Genomic DNA, 25,483 nt, shown 5'->3' with positions numbered 1-25,483 from the left:
TTGGTTTGACACAGTCTCAATTGAATTCACAGACTTTGGGAACGCAGAAAGAAATGGAAACAGCGTTCGGATTGATTTGATAATCGTCTGCCGTTTTCTGCGCTATTGATTGAATATTGTAACCAGACGAAGACGGAACACAGCATGCAGCCCCCTCGTTACCCCCGTGATCTGATCGGATACGGAGCCAACCCGCCTGATGCGCAATGGCCCGGTGGCGCAAAGCTCGCTGTACAGATTGTACTGAACTACGAGGAAGGTGGTGAAAACTGCGTTCTGCATGGGGATGCCGCGTCCGAGGCGTTTCTGTCTGAGATCGTGGGCGCGGCGCAATGGCCGGGTCAGCGCCATTGGAATATGGAATCCATCTATGAATACGGCGCGCGGGCAGGGTTCTGGCGATTGCATCGGTTGATGAAGGATTTGCCTATCACTGTCTATGGTGTGGCGACAGCACTGGCGCGCTCGCCCGATCAGGTTGCCGCGATGCAAGATGCAGGCTGGGAAATTGCCAGCCACGGGCTGAAATGGGTCGAACACAAAGACATACCCGAAGACGAAGAGCGTGCACAGATTGCCGAGGCGATCCGCCTGCACACCGAAGTCGTGGGGGAACGCCCGCGTGGGTGGTACACTGGCCGCTGTTCAGAAAATACCGTTCGGCTGGTCGGTGAAGAAGGCGGGTTTTCCTATGTCGCGGATACCTATGCTGATGATCTGCCTTATTGGACGCAGTCAGGTGGGCGCGATCAGTTGATCGTGCCTTATACGCTGGATTGCAACGATATGCGCTTTGCAACGCCGCAGGGGTTCAATTCGGGCGATCAGTTCTATTCCTATCTCAAGGACAGCTTTGATGCGCTGTACGAAGAGGGCGAGGCGGGTGCACCCAAGATGTTGTCGATAGGCCTGCATTGCCGCCTGATCGGACGTCCCGGGCGTGTCATGGCCCTCAAGCGGTTCCTGGACTATGCGCGCGGCTTTTCTGATGTGTGGTTTGCGACGCGGTTGCAGATTGCCGAACATTGGGCCGAGGCCCATCCGCCACAGCATCATCCAAAACCCTCGCAGATGGGGCGAGAAGAGTTCGTGCAGACCTATGGCGGGATTTTCGAACATTCGGCATGGATTGCCGAGCGCGCCCATGACCTTGAACTTGGCCCTGCACATGACACGGCCGGAGGATTGCACAACGCTTTGACCCGCATGTTCCGCTCAGCCTCCGAAACGGAGCGGTTGGGGGTACTGACGGCGCACCCGGATCTGGCGGGTAAGCTGGCACAAGCCAAGCGCCTGACCCAAGAAAGCACGTCTGAACAGGCTTCTGCCGGTTTGGATGCGCTGACCGATGAGGAACGAACCACGTTCACCGAACTGAACAGTCAGTATACGAAAAAATTCGGTTTCCCTTTCATCATTGCGGTACGCGATCACGATAAGGCGTCGATCCTGCGGGCTTTCCACCGGCGGATCGACCACGATCGTGCAACGGAGTTTGCCGAAGCCTGCCGACAGGTTGAACGGATCGCCGAATTCCGTCTGCGGGATGTGCTGCCGTCATGAGTCGCCAGATCGTGATTGAGCCGATCTCGGCAGAGGCATTCGCCCCGTTTGGCGATGTTATCGACACATCCGGAACGCCCGATAAGATCATCAATCAGGGGCAATGTGGCCGGTACCATGACCGGGCTGCACTTGATTTCTCGGGCGGGTGCGCCGGTATCAGTTTGTTCGACGCCAACCCGCGGGAACTGCCCTATCGGTTGGAGATGGTTGAACGGCACCCCGATGGAAGCCAGGCGTTTATTCCGATGACGCACCAACCCTTTTTGGTCATCGTTGCGCCGGATGAAGGTGGCAAGCCGGGTGAGCCAAAGGCGTTTTTGACGCTGCCCGGGCAGGCGGTGAACTATCATCGCGGTACATGGCATGGTGTTCTGACGCCATTGCACGGGCCCGGTCTGTTTGCAGTGGTCGACAGGATCGGCGCAGGAAGCAATCTCGAAGAATACTGGTTCGACACACCCTATGAGGTCGTGCCGTAACCCAATGAAGCCGCGGGATAAGCGGCAATAACCCCGTGAAATCTGAACTGGGAGGACAGTACTCATGGCCGAAACTTCAATAGGAACACCCGAACAGCTTCGGGATCCAAACTATACACCGGCACTGCACAAGGCGATCCCGTTGGGTATCCAGCATGTGCTGGCGATGTTCGTCTCGAATGTTACGCCTGCCATTATCGTTGCGGGGGCGGCAGGCTTCGGGTTCGGATCGAATTCGCCCGATTTCCCTGAACTTTTGTATCTGATCCAGATGTCGATGCTGTTTGCGGGTATCGCAACGTTGTTGCAGACCATCACTCTGGGCCCAGTAGGGGCGGCCCTGCCCATCGTTCAGGGGACAAGCTTTGCCTACTTGCCGATCATGATCCCGCTTGTGGCGGGTAAAGGCGTTGACGGACTTTCCGCGCTGTTCTGTGGCGTGATCGTCGGTGGAGTGTTTCACGCTTGTCTGGGGGCGGTGATCGGTAAAATCCGGTTCGCTTTGCCACCGCTTGTCACCGGCCTCGTTGTTACCATGATTGGTCTGGCGCTCGTCAAAGTCGGTATCCAGTATGCTGCAGGTGGAGTGCCAGCCATCGGAACGCCGGAATATGGCTCAATGTTGAACTGGTCCGCAGCAATGGTCGTTGTTGTCGTAACCCTTGCGCTGAAGTTCTTTACCCGGGGGATGCTCTCGGTATCGGCTGTTCTGATCGGTCTTGCGGTTGGTTATGCCTATGCGCTGATGGTGGGGATGGTTACCTTCGAGGCGATCGGTACAAGCTGGAGCCGTGCGTCGGCCTTTGCGCTGCCCGTTCCGTTCAAATACGGCTTTGAGTTCTCGTTTGCAGCGGTGATCGGCTTTTGCCTGATGGCGTTTGTCTCGGCGATTGAAACCGTAGGGGATGTGTCTGGAGTGACCAAAGGTGGTGCCGGGCGCGAAGCGACGGATAAAGAGATCGCAGGCGCCACCTATGCTGATGGTTTTGGTTCGGCTCTGGCAGGTGTGTTCGGTGGATTGCCTAATACGTCCTTCAGTCAGAATGTCGGCCTGATTGCGATGACTGGCGTGATGAGCCGCCATGTCGTCACCATCGGTGCCTTGTTCCTGATCCTGTGCGGTCTGGTTCCCAAGGTTGGTGCAATCATCCGCACCGTCCCGATCGAAGTGCTGGGTGGCGGTGTGATCGTCATGTTCGGTATGGTTGTGGCGGCCGGTGTCTCGATGCTGTCCGATGTCGACTGGAACCGGCGCAACATGGTGATCTTTGCCATCTCGCTTTCCATCGGGTTCGGTCTTCAGCTTGAACCGGATGCGGTTCAACACTTGCCAGATACGCTTGGCATTCTGATGAAAAGCGGCCTGCTGCCTGCAGCGTTGATTGCCATCGTCCTCAACCTGATCCTGCCCGAGGAACTGGCCGAAGAAGCAACCGAAGAAGTGTCGGGCGGTATGGCTGGCCACGGGTCGGGAAGCCTGCCTGGCGAATAGTGTCGGGATGAGAAAGCAGATCGCAGCGCGAGCCAGCGCTGCGGTCTGATCAGGTATCAGCCATCAGACGGGCAACATCCAGCATGCGTGCGGAAAAGCCCCATTCATTGTCATACCAGCCAAACACGCGAACCTGGTTCTGGCCCACCATTCGGGTTTCCGGACCTGCAATGACCAGAGATTCTGGGCGCGCGCGCAGATCAGATGACACCAGCGGCAGATCAGTCCAGCCGAGCACAGGTGAGTCCTCGACAGCATTGCACAAGCTCGACAAGAATGCTTCAGCGCTCATGCTTTTCTCTAGCGTCACGATCAGATCCACTGCCGAAACACTGGCGGTTGGAACACGCACCGCTGCACCGGATATGCGACCCGCCAGATGCGGTAAAACCACATCGATCAAATGTGTTGCGCTTGAAGTCGTCGGAACCATGGACATGGCTCCGGCACGGGAGCGGGCCAGATCCCCACGCGGGGCATCCACCATGGGCTGGCTGTTGGTGTAGCAGTGGATCGTGGTCATGTGACCCGATGCGATGCCACCCAGGCCATCCAGCAACTTGACCAGCGGCGCAAGCCCGTTGGTGGTGCACGAAGCGTTTGAGACGATCCGGGCGGTGCCCAATTCATCTTCGTTGGCACCCAACACAATTGTTGTTTCAGCTGCAGGCGACGGGCCCGAGATCAGGACCTTGCTGGCACCCGCGCTCAACCCCCTGCGCGCGACATCGGAGCTTCTTGCAATTCCGGTGCAATCAAGCATCACATCGACGCCGGTCAGGTCCACTCGTGTCAGGTCGGAGCTGTGGGACATCGGAATGACATGGCCGTCAATCACAAGCGCCGCGTCACCTTCCAGCACCGTTCCGGGATATGGGCCAAATGTGCTGTCGTACTTGAACAGATATGCGCAGGTTTCCAGCGGTGCGATGTCGTTGATCAACACCAGCTCGATGTCAGATTCTTTTGGCAGGGCCAGAACCTGCCGCAGAATTGTACGACCGATACGGCCGAATCCGTTGATTGCGAGTCTCATGCGCAAGCTATGGCAGGCCGCCGGGGCGACCTCAATGGCCGTTCTGACGCAGTGTCAGTTGCAGCTGACTTGTGAAAAGAACTGACCCGAGATGTTCTGATACATGCTGGGCACAATCGGTTTGCATCCGGTTGCCTTCTGGATCGCTGCAATCGCCTGAATTGTGCGCAGGCGTGGCGGCGGGCCAAAGGGATTCAGATTGTTGTTGTCGCGGGTTGCGCGATAGATGACCGGAGAATCCGACACCTGAGTAACAGCCCAGGTGCGGCTCATGACAAAGACGGATTTGGTCGTTTCCTTGGCTGCGACGGGTGCAGCGTCGACAGCTGCAAACGTGGCAATCGCGGCAAGTGTCATCAAAGGTGTACGCAGTTTCATGGACCAATCTCCAATACTCGAAAAAGGAATTTAGAGTTATTTCAGCAAATTCCAACGCTTATGTGAACCCCCGGACCGAAAAATGGCCCGAAACCGGGCCACCCTAAGTTATCGTGATGACAGGGATAGGGGCATGTGCCGGTTTACGTCCTTATAGAGCAGATAGCGGAAACGCCCCGGACCCCCAGCATAGCAGGCCTGCGGGCAGAAGGCGCGCAACCACATGTAATCGCCTGCTTCCACCTCGACCCAATCCTGATTGAGCCGGTAAACTGCCTTGCCCTCCAGCACGTATAGTCCGTGTTCCATGACATGGGTTTCGGCAAACGGAATCACACCGCCCGGTTCGAAGGTAACGATGTTCACATGCATGTCGTGGCGCAGATCTTCGGGATCGGCAAATCGGGTGGTGGCCCAGCGCCCCTCGGTCCCTGGCATCGGAGTTGGGGCAATGTCCTGTTCATTGGTGATGATTGGATCAGGTGCGGGCAGGCCCGGCACTGCTTCGTAAGCCTTGCGTACCCAGTGGAACCGGGCAGTTGCGTCAGACCGATTGCGCAGGGTCCATTCGATTCCTGCTGGAATATAAGCGTAACCGCCGGTTTCCAGTACATGTTCCGCTCCGGCAAGTGTCAGCGACACCGTTCCTTCGACCACAAAGATCACGCCTTGCGCTTTGGCATCGGTTTCTGGCTGATTGCTACCGCCACCCGGTTGAACTTCCATGATGTACTGAGAAAATGTTTCGGCAAATCCGCTTAGAGGACGGGACAGCACCCACAGGCGCGTACCCTCCCAAAAGGGCAGATAGCTGGTCACGATATCGCGCATCGTGCCTTTGGGGATCACTGCGTAAGCGTCGGTAAACATGGCGCGGTCAGTTAAAAGCTGTTCCTGTCCGGGATGTCCGCCATTTGGAGCATAGTAGTTTGGTTGTGCCATCGAGTGCCTCATCGTTTCAGAGTTACTATGAAGGCAACGATTGCCCTGTCCTAGCGCTGGTCATGCAATAGGTTTGTTCGGGATAATTTGAAGGTGCGGATCCGGGGCTTGGCCATGCCTGCGCAGAGGTATATCCTTGAGGGTAAATATATTTCAAAAAAGTGAGGCCAGCATGAAAGCCTGGGTTTCGTCCGCATTGATCGCGATGATGTTGTTGGGAACTGGAGCAGTAGCTCAGGCCAAGTCACTTTCCCGAATCATTGCAGAAATGGGCCTTAGCCCTGCGGATTTCGAAGTTCTCAACGCCGCGTCAAACTCGTTGCTGACTACGGGTACACCAAGCGTTGGTCAGGAGCGGTCGTGGGTGAACGATCAGACCGGATCAAAAGGTACGATCCGAGTGCGAGACATTCGGGACAATTGTGTTCACCTGCAGCACTTCATCCAGCCGGAAGGCGCTGACAAGACCCGTGAAATCAGAACGCGCCGTTGTAAAGACGCCAGTGGCAACTGGATACTGACGCCCTGAGACGAATAAGTGTCACTCTAGGCCTTCAATCAAAGCTATATCCGCGAGACAGGCACTGGCACGTTTTCCTCGCGCGGCCCGGTATTCATCTGAAGCATAGCACTCACGCGCTTGTTCCATGCTGTCGAATTCAATGATGACCCGTCTCTGCCACTGTTGACCTTCCAGTGTTTCCGCCTCCCCTCGCGCCAGAAACCGGGCGCCGTATTTGCGGAAGGCTTCGGGGGCGATCGCCTGATAGCCCTGATAGGCTTCGGGGTCAGTCACGGTAACATTGGCGATCCAATAGGCTTTGGGTGTATTAGTCATCGCTGTTCTTCTCTTCTTCAGCAAGCAAACGGTCTGCGATTGAGGTTGTGTCATCCAGATGCATTTCGACGGCGACCCGCGCAGCATCAGGATTGCCCGAAATGATGGCTTCGCAGATCCGTTCCATATGCGCGATGCCGGGGCGGTCACGGTCGGTGGCCGACAAGGTCATCATGCGCAGACGGCTGATGCGACCGTTCAGGCGCTGGACGACATCCCAGGCGATGTAGTGCCCTGCGCCGTCAAAGATCTCGGAATAGAAATCGGCGGTGGCACGAAACAGCGCCCCGGGGGTCCGATCAGAAAATCCCTGTTTCAGACGCTTCAAAGCATCTTTGAGAGATCGCGCGCGTTCGGGCGTGATCTTGCGGGCGCAGTTTTCGGCTGCAGCCGTCTCCAGCATTCGGCGAATATCGTAGATTTGGCGTGCGTCTTCGCGGCTCATGGTGGCTACTATGGGTCCGCGGCCCGGTAGAATTTCCACCAGCCCCTCGGCCTCGAGATAGCGGATGGTTTCGCGAATCACTGTTCTGCTGACGCCCAGCTGGTCGCAAAGCGGGCGTTCGACAAGCCTTTGACCGGGCTCGAATAATCCTTCGATGATCGCCTCGCGCATGCGTTCCTGCACCATGTCTCGCAGGGTGGCAGGCGGGTGATCGATTTTCGTCAGTTTGGGTGTGCTCATGGCAGCGACGCTATCGGTTTGGCATTTTTTGCACAAGGTATGATTGACAGTTGGTATGATGGTATACCATCTTACAACGCAACGAATCGCAAGGAATACCGACATGCCCGCCGAAATCCGAAAAACACTGCTGCACGTAGAAAACACCCTGATCGAAGGGGGCAAGGTCGCCGAGCAGCCATTGAAGATGATTGCAGCGATTGCGGTGATCCGGAACCCGTGGGCTGGCCGTGGTTTTGTTGACGATCTGAAGCCTGAGATTCACGATTGTGCACCGGGCCTTGGCAGCTTGTTGACCGACATGGTGCTCGACGCCGCAGGTGGCGGGGACAAGGTCGAAGCGTACGGCAAGGCTGCGATCGTTGGTGTAAATGGCGAAGTCGAACATGGTTCGGCGCTGATCCACACCCTGCGTTTTGGTAACTTTTATCGTGAGGCGGTTGGCGCAAAATCCTATCTGGCGTTCACCAACACGCGTGGCCCGGCAAATGCCTCGATGCAAATCCCGCTGATGGACAAGAACGACGGCGGTCGGCGCAGCCACTACCTGACCATTCAGTTGCAAGTGGCAGACGCGCCCGCGCCGGATGAGATCATGATCGCGCTTGGTGCCTCGATCGGTGGTCGCCCGCATCACCGTATCGGTGACCGTTATCAGGATCTCAAGGAACTGGGTCATGACGTCGACAACCCTGCAGCTGTCTAAGCCGTTCGGCACTGTCGCCTATCGCGAGGCGGGGCTTTCCCACGTCGGGAAAGCTGCCCCCGTTGTGCTGATCCATGGCGTGGGCATGCAATCGGCGGCGTGGGGTCCTCAGATCGAGTTTCTCGAACAAACGCACCATGTGATTGCGCTGGATATGCCCGGCCATGGCAGCAGCGATCAGATCGCAGCAGGTTCTGAACTGCCGGTGTTTCTGGATTGGCTGCTGGCGGTTCTGGATGCACTGAAGCTGCAGCGTATCAATCTTGCAGGCCATTCAATGGGCGCTTTGATTGCTGGCGGATTTGCTGTCCGCAACCCGGGCCGGGTTGAGCGGGTCGCGCTGCTGAACGGAGTATTCTGCAGAGACAAGGCTTCAAGCAAATCCGTAATCGAGCGTGCCAAGCTGATCGGCACCGGATCTTTTGACGTCGAAACCCCGCTGCGGCGTTGGTTTGGTGAGACGCCTGTCGAACAGGCTGCGCGTGACGATGTTGCGGCATGGCTTTCAGCCGTTAATATCGAAGGCTACGCCACCGCCTATAACGCTTTTGCACGCGGCGATGCCCTGTATGCGAAAGGGTTCGGGACAATTGCCTGTCCACTGCTGGCCCTGACCGGGGATGGCGATCCGAATTCGACGCCGGCCATGTCTTACGCAATGGCAGAGGCCGCGCCGTACGGGACGGCCATCGTGATCGAAAATCACCGGCACATGGTGAATCTGACCGCGCCGGAAACCGTGAATGCAGCTTTGGAAGCCTGGTTGCAAACCCCATCGGAAGAGGTTGACCCAAAATGATCGAATTCGACCCGCGCATGCTGAGCAACCCGCGCGCCCTGCGCAACGCGTTTGGCACTTATATGACCGGTGTCACTGTCGTGACCGCACATGATGAGGGCGGAAACCCGCTGGGCTTTACCGCAAATTCCTTTGCCTCGGTTTCTCTCGAGCCGCCTTTGGTGCTGGTGTGTCTTGCCAACACCTCAAGCAACTATGAAACCTTCGCGAATACATCGAAATTCGCGATCAACATTCTGTCCGAAGGCCAGATCGAGGTGTCGAACACCTTTGCCCGCCCGGTCGAGGATCGGTTCGCGACAGTTGACTGGCAGCCTGGCCCCAACGGATCGCCGATCCTAGATGACGTATCGGCCTGGTTCGACTGTGACATGTCCAGAACCGTTGATGCAGGCGACCACTTGATCTTGGTCGGTGAAGTCAAAGCCTTTGATCACAATATTGCACCTGGCTTGGGCTATGCCCGGGGTGCTTATGTAACCCCCGCTGCCGAAGCCAAGGCCCTGAGCAAACGGACAGGATTGGTCGTGTCCGCCCTGATCGAACGGGATGGGAAAATCTTGCTGCAGGGTGACGGCAATGGCCGCCTGACAATCCCGTCCACCGATGATGTTGCCGATGGTGCCAACGCCGCCCTGGGCCGTCTAATCAGCGAGAGCGGCGTACAGGCGGAGCCGGGGTTTATCTACTCAGTTTATCAGGATGAAGCGCGCAAACTTCAACACATCTCGTTCCTGTGTCAGGCCGATGATGGCGATCCGGAAAATGGTGTTTTCACCGGGATCAGCGAGTCCACACTGATGGATATCGCCGATCCGGCCATCTGCACCATGCTCGAGCGGTTCGCCAAAGAAAGTCGCATCGGGAATTTCGGGGTGTATTACGGAAATGAGGTGAGTGGCGAAGTCAAACCACTCACTGCGGGGAGCTAACTTGGCATGAAATTCTCACTCTTTGCGCATATGGAGCGGATCTCTCCGGATCAGGACCAGAAGCAGCTGTATGATGAGTTCATTCAGCTGTGCAAAATCGCCGACGAAGGCGGAATGCATGCGGTCTGGACCGGTGAACACCACGGGATGAACTTTACCATCGCGCCGAACCCGTTTCTGAATCTGGTCGATGTCGCGCGACACACCAAGAACGTGCGGCTTGGGACGGGTACAGTGATCGCTCCGTTCTGGCATCCGATCCGTCTGGCGGGTGAAGCGGCGATGGCCGATATCATCACCGACGGGCGTCTGGATCTTGGCATCGCGCGCGGGGCCTACAGCTTTGAGTATGAGCGCATCATGCCCGGCATGGATGCGTGGGAAGCCGGTCAGCGCATGCGCGAGCTCATTCCTGCCGTTCAGAATCTGTGGAAGGGTGATTACGCGCATGAGGGTGAGTTCCACCAGTTCCCGAAAACGACCTCTGCACCGTTGCCATTGCAGCAGGATGGTCCCCCGATCTGGGTTGCGGCCCGTGATCCGAACAGCCACGAATTCGCGGTCCAGAATGGCTGCAACGTTCAAGTGACACCGCTTTGGAATGGCGATGATGAGGTCGCAGACCTTATGTCCAAATTCAACGCGGCCTGCGAGAAATTCCCGGATATTGCGCGGCCGAACATCATGCTTCTGCGTCATACCTATGTGGCCGAAGATGAGGCGGACGTGAAACAGGCGGCGATCGAGCTGAACCGCTTCTATTGCTATTTCGGTGCCTGGTTCATGAACAAACGGGATATCACGCAAGGTCTGATCGACCCGCTGAGCGACGAAGATATCGCCGCGCATCCATTTTATACTCCCGAAAACATGGAGCGTGATCTGGTCATCGGCACCGCTGATACCGTCATCGACCGCCTCCGCATTAGCGAAGAGCTTGGGTACGACGAATACTCGTTCTGGATCGATTCAAGCATGCCGTTCGAGCGCAAGAAAGCCTCGCTGGAGCGGTTCATCAAAGACGTCATGCCGGCGTTTCAGTAAGGGAATGACGTAAAATGCAGCAGTTTCAACAGTATATCGACGGCGCGTTCTCGGATGGGTCAGGGCAGTTCGACAGTCTGGATCCGGCCACAGGCGCGGTCTGGGCCAGGATGCCCGACGCAAGTGCCGAGGACGTCAATCAAGCTGTTGAAGCTGCTGATCAGGCATTCTTCTCGCCCGAATGGGCGGGTATGACCGCAACAGCGCGCGGTAAGCTGCTGCACCGTCTGGCCGACCTGATCGCGCAAAACGCTCCGCGTCTGGCCGAGTTGGAGACCCGCGATACCGGCAAGATCATCCGCGAGACATCGGCGCAGATTGCCTATGTAGCCGAATATTACCGGTACTATGCGGGGCTGGCCGACAAGATCGAAGGCGCGCATCTGCCGATCGACAAACCGGATATGGAGGTGTGGCTGCACCGTGAACCAATCGGTGTTGTGGCCGCTATTGTGCCGTGGAACTCTCAGCTTTTTCTGTCGGCGGTCAAAATTGGTCCGGCCTTGGCGGCGGGATGCACGGTCGTCCTGAAAGCCTCGGAAGAAGGGCCCGCGCCGATGCTGGAATTTGCGCGCATCTTCGATGAGGCCGGGTTCCCCAAGGGCGTCTTGAACATCATTACCGGTGGTCCTGTGGCGGGGGCCACGTTAACCAGCCATCCGAAAGTTGCCCATGTCGCCTTTACGGGCGGGCCCGAAACAGCGCGTCACATTGTGCGCAACTCGGCTGAAAATCTGGCCTCAACCTCGCTGGAACTGGGTGGCAAGTCCCCGTTTATCGTCTTTGAGGACGCCGATATGGAAAGCGCCGTGAATGCGCAGGTGTCGGGAATCTTTGCTGCCACCGGCCAGAGCTGCGTTGCGGGCTCGCGCCTCGTAGTGCAGGCCTCGATCAAAGACGCGTTTCTGGCACGGCTCAAGGAAAAGGCCGAGGCTGTCATTATCGGAGCACCAGATGATATGGCGACCGAGGTTGGCCCGCTGTGCACAAAGCGTCAGCGAGACGTCGCAGTTGGTCTGATCGAGCGATCGATTGCGCAGGGAGCCAAACTGGTAACAGGTGGTAAGCCAATTGACCGCGACGGGTTCTTTTTTCCCCCGACCATTCTGGATTGCTCGGACGTACCGGATGCGGACAGCCTGACCAATGAGTTCTTTGGGCCTGTTCTGTCAGTGACCACGTTTGAAACCGAAGCAGAAGCCATTGCAATCGCGAATGACACGAAATTCGGGTTGGCCTCGGGCCTCTTCACCCAGAACCTGACCCGTGCGCATCGCATGATCCGCGCCATTCGGGCGGGCATCGTCTGGGTCAACACATATCGTGCCGTCAGCCCCATCGCTCCGTTCGGAGGTCATGGTCTTTCGGGTCATGGGCGCGAGGGCGGACTGCAGGCCGCACTGGATTACACCAAGATCAAATCAGTCTGGCTGCGCACCAGTGACGATCCGATCCCGGATCCGTTTGTCATGCGCTGATCTGAAACTCTTCACCGCGAACAAGGGCAAGCGGTGCGTTTATCTGTCAATGGGAGGAATACCAACATGGCTGACATCCAGCCCCCCAATAGTGGTGACCATCTGGTCTCTGACAAGGGGATATTCAAAGGGTTGCACAACGGGATGAGCATCGCTTCCAAAGCGATGATCGCGGCCTTTGTGCTATTCACTATTCTCAACGTCGACTTCGCCAGCGGTGTCTACAAAGGCGTTCGTTCATGGGTCGAGGGCGCGCTGAGCTGGTACTATATCAGTTCGGTCGTAATCCTGTTCTTCGTTTGTCTATATCTGATGTTCAGCCGGTTCGGTTCCATCCGCCTGGGCGACGATGACAGCCGGCCGGAATTCTCCAACTTCTCATGGTTCGCCATGCTGTTTTCAGCGGGCGTTTCCATAGGCATCCTGTTCTTCGGAATCGCCGAGCCATTGTTCTACTTCGACAATGCGGCCGGTTGGGGTTATCCAAACAACCCGTTCGCTGACGCTGCTGGGCACACCGAAATGAACATGCAGCGGGCCGTTGATGCGGTGGTCGTCACGAACTTCCATTGGGGTCTGCATGGCTGGGCAATCTATACGATGACGGGTCTTGCGCTGGGGTATTTTGCCTTCCGCAAAAAGCTGCCGCTGACCTTCCGCTCGGCGCTGTACCCGATCCTGGGCGACCGCATCTATGGACCGGCCGGGCACGCCGTGGATCTGCTGGCCGTGTTCGGCACGGTGTTTGGTATCGCAACCTCCATGGGTCTAGGCGTTACGCAAATGGCCGAAGGACTGAACGTTCTGTTCAACACGGGCACGAGCACGATGCTCAAGGTCGGGCTGGTCGTTGGCATCTCGATCGTTGCGACCCTGTCGGCGGTTTCGGGGATCGGTAAAGGCATCCGCATCCTGTCGGAGTGGAACATCATCCTGTCGATCCTGCTGGTTCTGTTCTTCCTGTTCGCGGGTCCGACCCAGTGGCTTATCGGATTCTTCATGAACGCCATGGGTGACTATGCCACCGGTCTGTGGTCGATGGGTTTCTGGACCGCGTCCGAGCCCGGCGACGTTGCCTGGCAAGGTGCGTGGACCATGTTCTATTGGGGTTGGTGGCTGAGCTGGGCACCCTTTGTGGGCATGTTCGTAGCGCGTATTTCCAAAGGGCGTACAATCCGTGAATTCATGCTGGGCGCCATGTTTGTTCCCACCACCATGGCCTTCATCTGGATTTCGATCTTCAGCGGCAACGCGTTGTTCATCGAAATGAATGCCGCAGATGGTGTCGGCACCGCCGGCCTGATCGAAATGGTCAATAGTTGGAACCTGGGTGGTACGCTTTACGGAACGATTGACCTGTTGGCCTCCAACGGCACGCTGTCCTGGTTGATCTCGGCTCTGGCCACCTTCCTGCTGGCGACGTGGTTCATCACAAGCTCGGACTCGGGCACTCTGGTCGTGACCACGATCTTGTCTATGGGCAATGCGCACCCGCCGAAATTGCACCGCGTCGTGTGGGGCGCTGCACAAGGTCTGGTTGCTGCCGTTCTGCTGATCGCTGGTGGCCTGTCTGCCCTGCAAACCGCCGCCATTGCAGCCGCGCTTCCGATCTCGATCCTCGTGGTCCTGATGGCATGGGGTGTCATCAAGTCCCTCTACGAGGACAGCTCGGCTACCACGGTTTCGTCCGAGGTTGCACCGGATGGAACAGCGCTCGACGGTGATCTACACGCCTGAGCCGGCGTCACCAACCAATTTGAACGGGCGGGGACATCCTCGCCCGTTTGCAATCACACAGGAGACACCAATGCTGACTTTGAAGCGTGCCGATCTTTTGATTGAAGCGGCCTATCTGAACGGAGAATGGGCGGCGCGCGATACCCGGTTCGATGTCACGAACCCTTCGACCGGAGAGGTTATTGCGCAGGTTACGGACTGCTCGGTTGCTGACGCAAATGCGGCCATCGACGTCGCGCAATCTGCCCAAAAGGACTGGGCCGCACTAACGGGCAAGGAACGTGCCGCAATCTTGCACAAGTGGTTCGACCTGATGGTCGCAAACGTGGATGATCTGGGTGCGATCCTGACGGCTGAGATGGGCAAGCCACTGGCCGAGGCCAAGGGCGAAATCATGTATGGTGCCAGCTTTGTCGAATGGTTCGGCGAAGAGGCCAAACGTGTCTACGGCGATACGATTCCGGGCCATCAGCGCGACAAGCGCATTGTGGTGATGAAACAACCCGTTGGTGTTGTGGGTGCTATTACCCCTTGGAACTTCCCAAACGCGATGATCGCGCGCAAAGTGGCCCCGGCGCTGGCCGCTGGTTGTGCCATGGTGGTTAAACCTGCAGCCGAAACGCCTTTATCTGCACTGGCGATGGCGAAGTTGGGAGAAGAGGCTGGCATCCCACCGGGAGTATTCTCAGTTGTGACGTCAACCGACAGCATCGGTATAGGCCAAGCGTTCAGCGAAAACCCTGTGATGCGTAAGATCAGCTTTACTGGTTCGACCCGTGTTGGAAAAATCCTGATGCAGCAGGGTGCTGATCAAGTCAAAAAGTTGTCACTGGAATTGGGCGGCAACGCGCCATTCATCGTGTGTGACGATGCTGATCTGGATAAGGCTGTCGAAGGCGCGATGATCTCGAAATTCCGCAATGCCGGGCAAACTTGCGTCTGCACCAATCGGTTCTATGTGCAGGATGGTATCCATGATGCCTTTGTCGAAAAGCTGACACAGGCGGTTGCTGCGCTGCCCGTTGGGGACGGGTTTACAGACGGTTCGGCAATTGGTCCGCTGATCACACCCGCAGCCGTTTCCAAAGTCCGTGAGCACATTGCTGATGCGGTCGATAAAGGCGGAGAAATTTCTACTGGTGGTTCAGAGCATGAGCTGGGCGGGACCTTCTTTCAGCCGACCGTCATCACGGGCGCAACACGGGACATGGCGGTTGCGCGGGAAGAGACCTTTGGTCCACTAGCGCCCGTATTCCGGTTCTCGGAGATTGGCGATGCCGTCGCTGCTGCGAATGATACCGAATTTGGGCTGGCATCATATGTCTACACTCAAAACCTGTCGCAGGTTTGGCAATTTATGGAAGAGCTTGAGTATGGCATGGTCGGAGTAAACACGGGTCTGATCTCTACCGAAGTGGCACCATTTGGTGGCATTAAGGAAAGCGGACTGGGGCGCGAAGGATCAAAGTACGGGATCGAAGACTATCTCGAACTAAAATATTGTTGCCTGAGCATCTGACGTGAAGAGCAAAAACCGGTGTCGAGACTCGTTTTGCCGCATAGCAGAACATGGTGTTTGCTATGAAGGCGACCGTCGATAGACAGACCTTGGGATACCTGTTGCACCGAGTGGCAACGCGCCGCCAGCCATTGGACCTGCCGAACATGATCGCTGTTCGCGTACGGTGCTTATGGCGGCGCTTGTCTTATTGCACAGATATCTTGCTTTGTTTCCGTCCAGAGATGCGGTCTATTACGTCAGACCCACCAACACTCTGTCTGAACGATCTGACAGCGTGACTCCACAATAGGGCACGGGATTGATGCGCAGACTGACGTTCAATGGGCATCAGTTGCGTTTGCAGAAAGTCGCCAACTTAGCGATGCGGACGTTCGCGGCCACCGCTGAAAGGCAAGTATGCAGGCCGAGATCTGGTAGTTGGACTTCGACCCTCAATGCCCACCAGAATTGAGAACGTCCTTAAGCAAGGCTTGGAATCTGGGGCATTCCAGGTGGGAAGGTGCCGTGCAGGCAGCGATATGATCCAGAAGGTCTGCGGTTGCCTGCAATTTTTGCGCTTGATTGCGCAAGTTAGCTGCCTGGTTTCGTAATTCGTGCCTACTTAGATCCAGCTTACCTCCCTGGGGCCGAAACAAAGCCGCGATTTCATCCAAGGTGTAACCAGCCCGCTGACCCAATGAGATCAATGCGAGCCTTGTGAGCACACTATCATCATATTGCCGACGTAACCCTTGCCTGCCATCTGAGGCGATAAGGCCTCGCTTTTCGTAGTAGCGCAAAGTGGATGGGGGGAAGCCGCTGTGCTGGGCGACTTCGGCGATATCAAGGCGGAACATGTTGACTTAAACCTAGCTTCAAGTTGCACAAAAAATGTAAGGATTCGACATGAAAAGGAAAGATCATGAATGTCGCAGAGTTATTGATTTGGGGCGCGGTTGTCGGTTTTGGCGCAACAGTTTTCACTGATCTTGTTGGGCTGTTGCGCCAGGGATGGCCTGCAACAAATGGGTTCTACTGTTTGGTTGGACGTTGGATAGGATCGGTTCCTCGCACCGGCTTCTTACATGCCGACATTCGCACCACCGCACCTGTAGATGGAGAGGCGGTGCTGGGGTGGGGCGCTCATTTTTTTCTGGGTTTACTCTTCGGGATCGGTTTCGTTTTTCTGTTTGGGCCGACAGCGCTCGATGCTCCTAAAGCCTGGCAAGGTCTGAGCTTTGGCCTGGGAACGGTCTTGGTGCCTTGGCTGATTTTTCAACCGCTCTTTGGCTGGGGGGTAGCTGTTTCAAAGGCACCTGAAGCTTGGAAACTGCGGTTGCGTAGTGTTATTACACACGCGGTTTTCGGGATAGGTCTTTGGTTAAGCGCATTGGCGTTAAAGCCTTATTTCTGATCTGTACCGCAATGCAGAAATATTGTGATTTGGATACATTGCCTCCATTGAACCAGTCTTCACCTTTCTTCGAGCGACGTGTTGCCAGAGTGCGAAAATCGACCTTCGGCCTGATTTAGTGCAAGACAGTTAAGCGCAACAAAGCTGCCATTGCCCTCGTTGCCCTTATGCTTCTCGTGATGCAAATTTGTAGGTGGAAGAGGGAGGTCTGTATCATAGTTGTCCTGTTGCCAAACGGACTAACGCAGTACCGTGCTTTGGGAGGAGTGTATCATGACGTCCAAGACCGCAGGTTCTACACCACCAGACAACCCAGCGCCGCAGCAGCAGGGCATGCCCAAGATAAACACGGTGACGGCGGGCGATATCACAGCATCTTTGAAAGCAGGGTTTTCGGACTTTGTGGCGCGCCCTTTAATGAGCGGTTTCTTCGGCTTGTTCTATGCGGTTTTTGGGATCCTGTTCGTCTGGAGCCTGATCTGGCTCGGTAAGATCTGGATGATCATCCCCGCTGTAATTGGTTTTCCGCTGGTTGCGCCGTTTGCTGCTGCCGGGCTTTATGAGATGTCACGACGAATGCAGAAGGGGGAGAGTTTCGGCTGGTCTGAAATCCTCACCGTCATGGCCGATCAGCGCAAGCGCGAAATGGGCTGGATGGCCTTTGTCACCCTGTTCATTTTCTGGGTGTGGGTTTACCAAGTACGGCTATGGCTGGCGATTATCCTGCAGAAGGCTTCGTTTTCGGATTTTGACGGGTTTTTGAATGCAGTCCTCTTCACGCCGCAGGGTTGGACATTCCTTGCAGTTGGCACATGCGTTGGCGCGTTTTTGTCGGCTGTGTTGTTCTCGGTGACCGTCGTCGCGATGCCCATGCTGCTCGACCGGGAAACCAATTTTGTTTCCGCCATGTTAACATCGATCCGTGTCGTGACTGAAAACCCGGTAGTCATGCTCGGTTGGGCAGCAATCATCTCGGTTACTATGCTGTTGTCGATGATTCCGGCGTTTCTGGGCCTCATCTTCACTTTGCCAATCCTGGGCCACACCACATGGCATCTTTATCAGCGGGCCGTCTCACCTGCTGAGGGGTGATCTATCCGGTCATCATCTTGGGAAGCTACCGTTTGCTGCGGCTAATTGGGGCGCCTGCTCAACGAGGCAACTGGTCTATGACTGCACCTGAATGAATGCTTGGACGATGCAACTACCACGCTGAAGCGGAAAAGAACGAATTCGGTGTCGCCGATTGATTTTGCCTGCTTGTCACTATTCTCAAATAGACACGAGACCAACTTCACCTCACTTCAGGCTAATTCGAGGGTAGGACTCTGATCGACGAGTTCGCGAGCAACCTCCGATAATGCCGTTTCAAATTCATTTGGTGTTTTTCGTCGGGATATTGGGAACAATAAGCCAAAGGTCATCCAGCGCTCGGGCACAATGGGAACAAGAGCAATCCGCTCGAGACCAGTTTGAGCCGCAACGAGTTCGTCGGCGATCGTGAGGCCCACACCCTCTGCAACCAGAGAACAGGCAAGTTGGGATGCGGCAACCTCGCAGGTCTGCCTTGGGGTTACGCCTGCTGAGCGGAAGATATCGTCGAGTTGATCCCGCAGCAGCAGGCCGTGCATCAGACGTATGATCGGTTCCTGTGCAATATCGCGCGCATTCAGTTCGTTCCGGTCAGCAAGCGGGTGCTCTTTGGGCAAAACTACCTGAGCACGAACGCGAAGAAGGGGTTTGGTCGCTATGCCCGGATGATCAACGGGCAATGCGCCGATTCCGATGTCATATTCTCGCCCTGCGAGCCATTTGCCAGCCTCTCGTCTGGCGCGAACATCCAGGCTGACATTGGTTTCAGGGTTAGTTTTCAGGAACTTTGCAACGGCTGGAACAGAAAGCGAGTGCGCAATCCTGGGCATCGTCACAACGCGTAGTGTCTCGGTGCGCCCGGCTCGAATTTCTGCAGCTATGCGCGGAACTTCATCCAGATTGTCGAGGATACGGCCCGCCTCGCGATAAAAGGCCAGCCCCTCTGGCGTTGGTGTTAAGGCGCGGCCACTGCGATCAAAGAGCTTGAGCTTCAACTCAGCTTCCAGACCAGAGATCAGTCGACTCACGGCCGGCTGGCTCAGGTGCAATCTCTCCGACGCCGCGACCAGAGAGCCCTCGGACAATGTTGCTGTGAATGCGCGGAGCCCTTTGATGTTCATCTCAATAATTCCATATTTTGCAAGAGTAGATAACATATTTGCAATTTTTGCAATTGTGGTTTGGGTATAGACTGCGGGTGACCGAGCTAGGGAGGACCCGATGAAAAGACGTAGTATTCTGACCACCGCGTTTGCAGCGATTGCGATTGCCGCAACAGCCACGGCCAGCTTTGCCGCTGATTGGCCCAAACGACCGATCAATCTGATTGTGCCTTACAAAGCCGGTGGCGGTACCGATGCATATGCCCGGGCCATCTCGGCTGCAGCAGAAGGTATTCTGGATGTGCCTGTAGTGGTTGTGAATAAGCCCGGGTCTGGCGGGTTGAACGGAGCAAACTCGGTCGTGGGCGCACGCCCGGATGGCTACACCATGATGATGACCTCGGGCGGTTCGTTCCTGCTGTCGACGATGACGCGTGACACCGACATTGACGCGCTGGAGAGCTTTGAATTCGTCGCACAAGTCGGCCAGCTGCAGACCTCGCTTATGGTGCCCAAGAACAGCCCGTTCCAATCAGTTCAGGATGTGATCGACGCAGCCAGGGCGGAACCGGGCTCATTGCGTTGGGCACATTCGGGTCGCGGTGGCTTCCATCATGTCGGTGGGTTGGGCTTTCTGGCCAATAACGGAATCGAAGCTCAGGATGTGCCTTTCAAGGGTGGCGGACCAACCCGCGCCGCTTTGATCGGTGAGCAGGCGGATTTTGGCTTTCTGGGCGTCCAGCAACTTGCCGGTTTCGAAGATCAACTGCGCGCGCTGGCCGTCAACAGTCAGGAGCGTGACGGTATCATGGCCGAGGTGCCGTCCTTCGGTGAACTGGGTATTCCGTTTGCCGCTGTTTCTTCGCCGGTCATCGTCTTCGCCCCCAAAGACACACCTGCGGAAGTGGTGGCAGCCATGGAAGTGGCGTTGGAGCAAATCGCAGCCAAACCGGAATTTGCTGAACTCCTGGCCTCTCGCGGAACCGGCCCGGTATTTCAGAAGGGTGCAGATGCCAAGGCTACGCTCACCTCAATGAAAGCAGACTCCCAACCGCTTGTTGAGAGCCTTACCAACTGACCCAAAAACGGATCGGGCGGATATGCCACCCGATCCAGTGCTTTTCGCAGAATACAGGGAGGATGCCATGCGCGCCTATGTCGAAGGTTTGGTGCTTGCGACCCTATCACTTGTTGCTGTCTGGGGGGCCTGGCAGGTTCCGGCCGCCTCGCCTGGTGATACATGGGCTGGGATTGTCCCATTCGCAGCATCAGTTGCTCTGCTGTTTCTGTCGATCCTGCTGATCTTGGGCGCATCGCGCCAAACTGCAGGGATCGCGCCTGTAAGCACAGACAAAGGTGCTGCGTTTCAAGTTATCGCGTTGTTCGTAATCGCGCTGATCTATCAGCAATCGTTCCGGTGGTTCGGCTACCTTCTGCCCACTGCGATTGTGGCACCCGTTGTGTTTTATATGTTCGGCGTGCGCAGCTGGATCGGATTGGCGTCGTCCGCCGTTCTGTGCCCGCTCATTTTCCACATCATTTTCTTCGTGCTGCTTGGTGTCTTTCCGCCCTACGGCGAAGTGTTCGACCTGCTCAGCTGGATACAGGGGTAATTCTTATGGAAATCTTCCCAGCGCTGCTTTCAGTCATCACTGATCCGATGCTGCTTTTTGCTATTGTTCTTGCAGCCGTAGTTGGCATGATCGTCGGGGCCACCCCGGGCCTGACCGCCTCGGCCGCGATTGCAATGCTGTTGCCGATCACTTTCTATATGTCGCCGCTGTTTGCGTTGGCCTTTCTCTATGTGATCGGTAAGTCGGGTCGATATGGCGGCTCGATAGCTGCCATCCTGTTTAATACGCCGGGAACCGCTGCGAGCGCTGCTACGCAGATCGACGGCTACCCGCTGGCACGCGCTGGCAAGGCTGGCAAAGCGATGAAGGTTGCCACGATTTCGTCCGTCATCGGCGATTTCATGGGAGATGTTCTGCTGGTCGTCGGCGTAGGATTTATCGCAGCCATAGCGCTGAAGCTGGGGCCACCAGAGACCTTTGCCATTTACTTTGCCGCCTTTGTGGTCATCGGGTCGGTCATTGGTAAGTCGATTGTCAAAGGACTGGCCTCGGCTCTGTTGGGCATTTTGGTGGCCATGGTCGGCCTCGACCCGATTTCAAGCGAAGAACGCTATACCTTTGGCTCGTTCGACCTGTCGAATGGTATCGGTCTTGTCCCCCTGATGATCGGTGTGTTTGTTTTAGGTGAGGTTTTTGCCCAGCTCGAAGAACGCCGCAAGGCGACAGGTGAGACCCAGGAAAACGAAAGCTCAGCCAGTGGCAATGAGTTGACATGGGAAGAATACAAGCCCTGTCTGCCTCACGCTCTGCGCGGTGGATTCATCGGCGCGGGTATCGGCGTGCTGCCAGGGCTGGGCTCCGCTATCGCGGCATTCATCTCATACGGTGAGGGTAAGCGCCGGGCCAAGAATCCGGAACAATGGGGCAGGGGCGCGCTGGAAGGCGTTGCTGCGCCTGAGGCTGCCAACAACGCAGTTTCCGGGCCATCCATGGCACCATTGCTGACGCTGGGTATTCCGGGCTCGACCATTGGTGCGATCCTTCTGGGTGTGTTCCTGATCCACGGTATTCAGGTTGGTCCGACTCTGTTTCTGACGGATAAGGAACTGGTCTACAAACTCTTTGCCTGCGGGATGTTGGGGATCTTCGCATATGGCCTGATCGGCTATTTTGGTGCCACGCAGGTTGCGCGTCTGATCCTCAAAATTCCGACCAATGTGCTCTATCCATTGATCTTCATGACAGCTTTCGTCGCTGCCTATTCCGCGCGCGGGTCGATGTTCGACGTCACCGTGATGACCTGCGCTGGTTTCGCTGGCTGGCTGATGCGCAAGTTTGACTTCAACATTGCGGCCTTTGTGATCTCATTCGTGCTGGCGAAGGGTGCAGAAGAGACGTTTCGCCAGGCGTTGCTGATGTCTGATGGTGGCGCGATGATCTTTGTCGAGCGCCCTATCGCATTGGCATTCCTGATCCTTGGTGTTGGCGCGATAGCCTTCCGTATCCGGGGCATCATGAAAGAGCGCAGTTTGGCCGAGGGGGGGCTGGGCGATGCTTGATTTCGGCCTCTATCGCGACTGCCTTTCGACTTCAGATATGCGATCAATCTGGTCCGAACACGCCACGCTCTCGGCTTGGCTGAAGGTTGAGCAGACGCTTGCGACCTTTCAGGCGAAGGCTGGGCTGATCCCGGCTGAGGCTGCAAGTGCGCTAAACACGATCTCAGTTTCCGACCTGAACCAAAGCCAATTGCATGATGACATGATGCTTGTCGGCCGGCCCATAGTCGGATTGGTGCGGCAACTGAGAACGCTGATGGGAGACTTCGCTGAGTTCGTCCATTTTCGAGCTACGACTCAGGACATTATGGATACGGCCATGTCTTTGCAGATGAGGTATGGGATCGATCAGATCGATGCGGGGATCACGCAACTCGTTGCAGAGCTGGATCGGCATATCCATGACAGTAGTGGAGCGAAGATGATGGGGCGGACCAATGGGCAGCATGCTTTGCCCATTCGGTTGGAAACCAAGTTGGGTGTCTGGCGTTCAGAGCTGGAACGTCGCCGTGCCGCTTTGTCTGATGCTGCCGCGCGGGGGCTGAACGTTCAGGTTGGCGGGCCGGTGGGAGATTTACAGGCCTATGAGAACGAGGACGGTCAAATCATCAAAAGCAATGTCGCCAAGGCATTAGGGCTCAACACGATTGATCCGCATTGGCAGAACGCCCGCGACGGAGTGGCGGAAGTTGTTACTGCGCTTGGGTTGCTCTGTAGCAGTTTGTGCAAGATCGCCCATAATGTGAATCTGCTGTCCTCGTCGGATATTGGTGAGATCTATGAGCGCCCGGTTAACGGTAAAGGCGTGTCTTCGGCCATGGGGCACAAGAAAAATCAGCGAGCTTCGGAGTTCGGTGAAGCCGTTGCCCGATTGGGACGTCAACGTGCGGATCAGATTGGAGAGTTGACCCTCCACGAACATGAGCGTTCGGGCGGCATGTGGATCGCTGAGTGGATCGTGGTACCTGAAACTTTCCTGCTGACGTCAGGGGCTCTGGAATGGTCAAACAGAATGTTCCAGTGTCTGATCGTCGATCAAAAAGCGATGGAGCGGTTACTTCTTGGAGAGAAAATAAACATCGGAACTCAGTTTCATTGATATAGGGTGATCGATTGCTGACACTCCTCGCGAACACCGGTTCCTGTTAAATGTTTGCTTTTGAGGGTTGCCGAGTGTCACTGAACTATAACGACTAACTAACGGCGTGCGCACCATCCTCAGAAGGTTAGGTGCAGCGGAATGACCTCGCTCTCTATTGTCATTGCTTTCAATTGGATGATCCAGGCATTGCCCAGAGTATTGGATTTTCTGATCGTTTAGGGAGACTAAAAGATCAGTGACCTGTCGCAACCAGATATGACAGGTGCCCGAATGCTATCGAGTCCGCAATCGCCCCGGATGCTAACTTCATTTCCCGGTTATTAAACCTGAGCCCATATCGAAGTTGGTCAGTAGAAAACGGCCTCTTCATCAGAGTAGGTGATACTGTAATCATCATAGCGGGCAGGGAATTTGCTCACGAGTGTTCGAAAAAAATCTTCTTGTTGAGTGACTTCATTTTCATTGCCAAGAATTTTTGTTTCGGCTTCCACCTCATACGGGTATGGATCTTCTTCTTCGGTTTCTCGGGTGATTTTATAGCCTTTGCTTTCGAGCATAGCGGCAACGCCGTCAGCGTCATCAGAATTGCGGAAAGATATGTAAAATGTGAAGGGTATGGGCTCTGAGAGATCCACGCCTTGGTCCGCAGCGGATGATAACATTTGTGCATTGGACGGCTTAAAAAACTGATCGACGGTCCTGGCATGAATGTCTCTCAAGAGTGACTTCACTGGTTCATATCCTCAACCTTGATGCCTCCGAACTTTAAACAAATGGAGCCTCATTCTTCAACTAAGGTTGTCCCCGTTCTTCTTCCTTACCCTACTCGACCAGTGCATTCGGCCTTTTGAGACATGCTGCAAAAGCGCAATTTCAGGTGGCAGCGAAGGTCCGGCTAGGGCTGTTCGTGCCCATGTGCCTGATGAACTCTCTTTATGAAACGCTCAATAGAACCGAAAGGAAGTTTCCGATGGGTATTTAAGGGTGTCGTCAAAACGACAGAGCTAACAGCCTTTGAATCAGATTTTTCGCAAATATGCCCAGGAGACATATCCCTTTAGTCCACGTGCGCGTTGCAAGGACACACGGCACCAACGCGTGCCGCCGGTCTGTTCGCAACTGTGGACTCGTAAAGCTGTTCCATTTGGAAGACCCACGATCACATTGAAACCTATTCCGGGTCCCGCCCGCAGTTTCAGCATGTCACCATCTTCAACGCCAAAAACCTCGTATTGTCCGAGAGAAGCTGCCGCTGCAGTTTCAGCTTGTACAATGACGCCAAGGAAAAATGCTGCCAAGGGTAATAAGATTGCTTTGCGCATCACGTTAACCTGCCTGTTGCCTCGAGCGCTATTGTAATGACTCAGAGCATCAAGCGGAACTACCTGACAACAAAAATGCATCCTTCTTGTACTTCCACTGAAGAAAATTTCTCAGTTGTGCCAGAGGTAAGGTGTGAGCTCTTTTTCCACTCAACGTTCAAAAAACGAGCTGGAATTGATCCTTGCCCGAAGGTTGCTGCAACACCGGACCGCGTTTCAGGTATTGGACAGATTTGAAACCGTTTTGCAGCGGGCTGACGAACTCGGCAACGTCGATTCTGACTTCGACTTATAGGCTTATTTGGACGAGATGTGGGGAGATAAGTGAAATCTGACGGGATGGATTCTTGAATTGGTGTATCCTACCTCGAAGACACTCTCCTGCGGCTGAGCCATTCTCGCTGCGATAGGCGTCGCAATTGTTCCGCGACGCTCATGTTTTGCTAAAAAGCTTGGGCGAAAACTTCCGTCGTGTATCTGTCTGAAGGTAGCCGCACCATCCCGCCGATACAGTTTTCAGACAAACTGATTCGTCGTTTTAGAACCCTAAAGCCGGATCAACTGTGTTCCGGGTAAGTTCGGAATCGTTAAAAGCTCAGACATTTTGTTTTCGTGTGTAAAAATGTGGCGACAAAACGACCGCTCAGGGCTCCTCTTGTAGCGTCGCGCCACATTGCGGTCACAGACCGAAGACGTGTAACTTT

Annotated in this window: 26 protein-coding genes; 17 read left to right on the top strand and 9 right to left on the bottom strand. The window is 55.7% G+C overall.

Annotated features, from left to right (window positions below):
* Positions 1-144: 144 nt before the first annotated feature.
* The 3 genes from puuE to GOX61_RS12320 all read left to right on the top strand — a co-directional run bounded on the left by puuE (position 145) and on the right by GOX61_RS12320 (position 3,537).
* Positions 145-1,563 carry an allantoinase PuuE gene (gene puuE / locus GOX61_RS12330; protein WP_170334095.1) on the top strand — a complete coding sequence of 473 codons (1,419 nt, stop codon included), beginning with the start codon at positions 145-147 and terminating at the stop codon, positions 1,561-1,563.
* Positions 1,560-2,045, top strand: coding sequence for an ureidoglycolate lyase (locus GOX61_RS12325; RefSeq protein ID WP_170334093.1), 486 nt, complete (start codon positions 1,560-1,562; stop codon positions 2,043-2,045). The genes puuE and GOX61_RS12325 overlap by 4 nt, the downstream gene beginning before the upstream one ends.
* A gap of 64 nt (positions 2,046-2,109) precedes the next feature.
* Entirely contained in the window at positions 2,110-3,537 is a 1,428-nt protein-coding gene (locus GOX61_RS12320; protein WP_170334091.1) for a nucleobase:cation symporter-2 family protein, read from the top strand.
* A 49-nt stretch (positions 3,538-3,586) separates the two neighbouring features.
* Here the strand turns inward: GOX61_RS12320 and GOX61_RS12315 are convergent, their stop codons facing one another.
* The 3 genes from GOX61_RS12315 to GOX61_RS12305 form a co-directional block, all read right to left on the bottom strand.
* Complete coding sequence (locus GOX61_RS12315) at positions 3,587-4,573, bottom strand: type I glyceraldehyde-3-phosphate dehydrogenase (protein WP_170334089.1); 987 nt, start codon at positions 4,571-4,573, stop codon at positions 3,587-3,589.
* Between the two features lie 54 nt (positions 4,574-4,627).
* On the bottom strand, positions 4,628-4,951 hold the full coding sequence (locus tag GOX61_RS12310) for a hypothetical protein (RefSeq protein WP_254436851.1): 324 nt from the start codon (positions 4,949-4,951) through the stop codon (positions 4,628-4,630).
* A gap of 108 nt (positions 4,952-5,059) precedes the next feature.
* Entirely contained in the window at positions 5,060-5,893 is an 834-nt protein-coding gene (locus tag GOX61_RS12305; protein WP_170334087.1) for a bifunctional allantoicase/(S)-ureidoglycine aminohydrolase, read from the bottom strand.
* A gap of 172 nt (positions 5,894-6,065) precedes the next feature.
* On the opposite strand from GOX61_RS12305, the gene GOX61_RS12300 reads away from it, so the two are divergent.
* A complete protein-coding gene (locus tag GOX61_RS12300; RefSeq protein ID WP_170334085.1) occupies positions 6,066-6,422 on the top strand; it encodes a hypothetical protein in 357 nt (118 codons plus the stop codon).
* Positions 6,423-6,434: 12 nt separating this feature from the next.
* Here GOX61_RS12300 and GOX61_RS12295 read toward each other — a convergent pair whose 3' ends face one another.
* Positions 6,435-6,731, bottom strand: a complete 297-nt coding sequence (locus GOX61_RS12295; protein WP_155149016.1) for a DUF1330 domain-containing protein — start codon at positions 6,729-6,731, stop codon at positions 6,435-6,437.
* The gene (locus GOX61_RS12290) at positions 6,724-7,416 is read right to left on the bottom strand and encodes a GntR family transcriptional regulator (protein WP_170334083.1); all 693 of its coding nucleotides are present in this window, start codon (positions 7,414-7,416) and stop codon (positions 6,724-6,726) included. Before GOX61_RS12290 ends, GOX61_RS12295 begins: the two co-directional genes overlap by 8 nt.
* 103 nt (positions 7,417-7,519) lie before the next feature.
* On the opposite strand from GOX61_RS12290, the gene GOX61_RS12285 reads away from it, so the two are divergent.
* The 7 genes from GOX61_RS12285 (at position 7,520) to GOX61_RS12255 (ending at position 15,631) form a co-directional block, all read left to right on the top strand.
* Entirely contained in the window at positions 7,520-8,122 is a 603-nt protein-coding gene (locus tag GOX61_RS12285) for an amino acid synthesis family protein (RefSeq protein ID WP_170334081.1), read from the top strand.
* A complete protein-coding gene (locus tag GOX61_RS12280) occupies positions 8,094-8,921 on the top strand; it encodes an alpha/beta fold hydrolase (protein WP_170334080.1) in 828 nt (275 codons plus the stop codon). The genes GOX61_RS12285 and GOX61_RS12280 overlap by 29 nt, the downstream gene beginning before the upstream one ends.
* Complete coding sequence (locus GOX61_RS12275) at positions 8,918-9,853, top strand: flavin reductase family protein (RefSeq protein ID WP_254436850.1); 936 nt, start codon at positions 8,918-8,920, stop codon at positions 9,851-9,853. Before GOX61_RS12280 ends, GOX61_RS12275 begins: the two co-directional genes overlap by 4 nt.
* Positions 9,854-9,859: 6 nt before the next feature.
* Positions 9,860-10,897, top strand: a complete 1,038-nt coding sequence (locus GOX61_RS12270; RefSeq protein WP_170334078.1) for an LLM class flavin-dependent oxidoreductase — start codon at positions 9,860-9,862, stop codon at positions 10,895-10,897.
* A 14-nt stretch (positions 10,898-10,911) separates the two neighbouring features.
* Positions 10,912-12,375: an aldehyde dehydrogenase gene (locus GOX61_RS12265; RefSeq protein WP_170334074.1), complete on the top strand. Its 1,464-nt coding sequence runs from the start codon at positions 10,912-10,914 to the stop codon at positions 12,373-12,375.
* 66 nt (positions 12,376-12,441) lie between these two features.
* Entirely contained in the window at positions 12,442-14,112 is a 1,671-nt protein-coding gene (locus tag GOX61_RS12260) for a BCCT family transporter (protein WP_170334072.1), read from the top strand.
* A gap of 70 nt (positions 14,113-14,182) precedes the next feature.
* A complete protein-coding gene (locus GOX61_RS12255) occupies positions 14,183-15,631 on the top strand; it encodes an NAD-dependent succinate-semialdehyde dehydrogenase (RefSeq protein WP_170334070.1) in 1,449 nt (482 codons plus the stop codon).
* A 434-nt stretch (positions 15,632-16,065) separates the two neighbouring features.
* Here GOX61_RS12255 and GOX61_RS12250 read toward each other — a convergent pair whose 3' ends face one another.
* Positions 16,066-16,470 (bottom strand): helix-turn-helix domain-containing protein, encoded by a 405-nt coding sequence (locus GOX61_RS12250; protein ID WP_170334068.1) that lies wholly within the window; start codon positions 16,468-16,470, stop codon positions 16,066-16,068.
* A gap of 65 nt (positions 16,471-16,535) precedes the next feature.
* Between GOX61_RS12250 and GOX61_RS12245 the strand changes: the two genes are divergently transcribed.
* Together GOX61_RS12245 and GOX61_RS12240 are read left to right on the top strand one after the other, a co-directional pair.
* A complete protein-coding gene (locus tag GOX61_RS12245; RefSeq protein ID WP_170334066.1) occupies positions 16,536-17,027 on the top strand; it encodes a DUF2938 family protein in 492 nt (163 codons plus the stop codon).
* A 273-nt stretch (positions 17,028-17,300) separates the two neighbouring features.
* Entirely contained in the window at positions 17,301-18,119 is an 819-nt protein-coding gene (locus GOX61_RS12240; RefSeq protein ID WP_170334064.1) for a DUF2189 domain-containing protein, read from the top strand.
* 212 nt (positions 18,120-18,331) lie between these two features.
* On the opposite strand, the gene GOX61_RS12235 is transcribed toward GOX61_RS12240, so the two are convergent.
* The gene (locus GOX61_RS12235) at positions 18,332-19,276 is read right to left on the bottom strand and encodes a LysR family transcriptional regulator (protein WP_170334062.1); all 945 of its coding nucleotides are present in this window, start codon (positions 19,274-19,276) and stop codon (positions 18,332-18,334) included.
* A gap of 64 nt (positions 19,277-19,340) precedes the next feature.
* Between GOX61_RS12235 and GOX61_RS12230 the strand changes: the two genes are divergently transcribed.
* The 4 genes from GOX61_RS12230 to GOX61_RS12215 all read left to right on the top strand — a co-directional run bounded on the left by GOX61_RS12230 (position 19,341) and on the right by GOX61_RS12215 (position 23,454).
* Positions 19,341-20,300 carry a tripartite tricarboxylate transporter substrate binding protein gene (locus GOX61_RS12230; RefSeq protein ID WP_170334060.1) on the top strand — a complete coding sequence of 320 codons (960 nt, stop codon included), beginning with the start codon at positions 19,341-19,343 and terminating at the stop codon, positions 20,298-20,300.
* Positions 20,301-20,367: 67 nt separating this feature from the next.
* A complete protein-coding gene (locus GOX61_RS12225) occupies positions 20,368-20,835 on the top strand; it encodes a tripartite tricarboxylate transporter TctB family protein (protein ID WP_170334059.1) in 468 nt (155 codons plus the stop codon).
* A gap of 5 nt (positions 20,836-20,840) precedes the next feature.
* The gene (locus GOX61_RS12220; protein WP_170334056.1) at positions 20,841-22,355 is read left to right on the top strand and encodes a tripartite tricarboxylate transporter permease; all 1,515 of its coding nucleotides are present in this window, start codon (positions 20,841-20,843) and stop codon (positions 22,353-22,355) included.
* Positions 22,348-23,454, top strand: a complete 1,107-nt coding sequence (locus tag GOX61_RS12215) for a lyase family protein (RefSeq protein ID WP_170334054.1) — start codon at positions 22,348-22,350, stop codon at positions 23,452-23,454. Before GOX61_RS12220 ends, GOX61_RS12215 begins: the two co-directional genes overlap by 8 nt.
* A 350-nt stretch (positions 23,455-23,804) precedes the next feature.
* On the opposite strand, the gene GOX61_RS12210 is transcribed toward GOX61_RS12215, so the two are convergent.
* Entirely contained in the window at positions 23,805-24,188 is a 384-nt protein-coding gene (locus GOX61_RS12210; RefSeq protein ID WP_170334052.1) for a ribonuclease E inhibitor RraB, read from the bottom strand.
* A gap of 288 nt (positions 24,189-24,476) precedes the next feature.
* Positions 24,477-24,779, bottom strand: coding sequence for an SH3 domain-containing protein (locus tag GOX61_RS12205; protein ID WP_170334049.1), 303 nt, complete (start codon positions 24,777-24,779; stop codon positions 24,477-24,479).
* Between the last annotated feature and the right edge of the window lie 704 nt (positions 24,780-25,483).

It is taken from the genome of Ruegeria arenilitoris (assembly GCF_013030265.1).
Classification (GTDB): domain Bacteria; phylum Pseudomonadota; class Alphaproteobacteria; order Rhodobacterales; family Rhodobacteraceae; genus Ruegeria; species Ruegeria arenilitoris_E.
The sequence above is the reverse complement of the archived record's forward strand: the minus strand, read 5'-3'. Positions and strand labels throughout refer to the sequence as shown.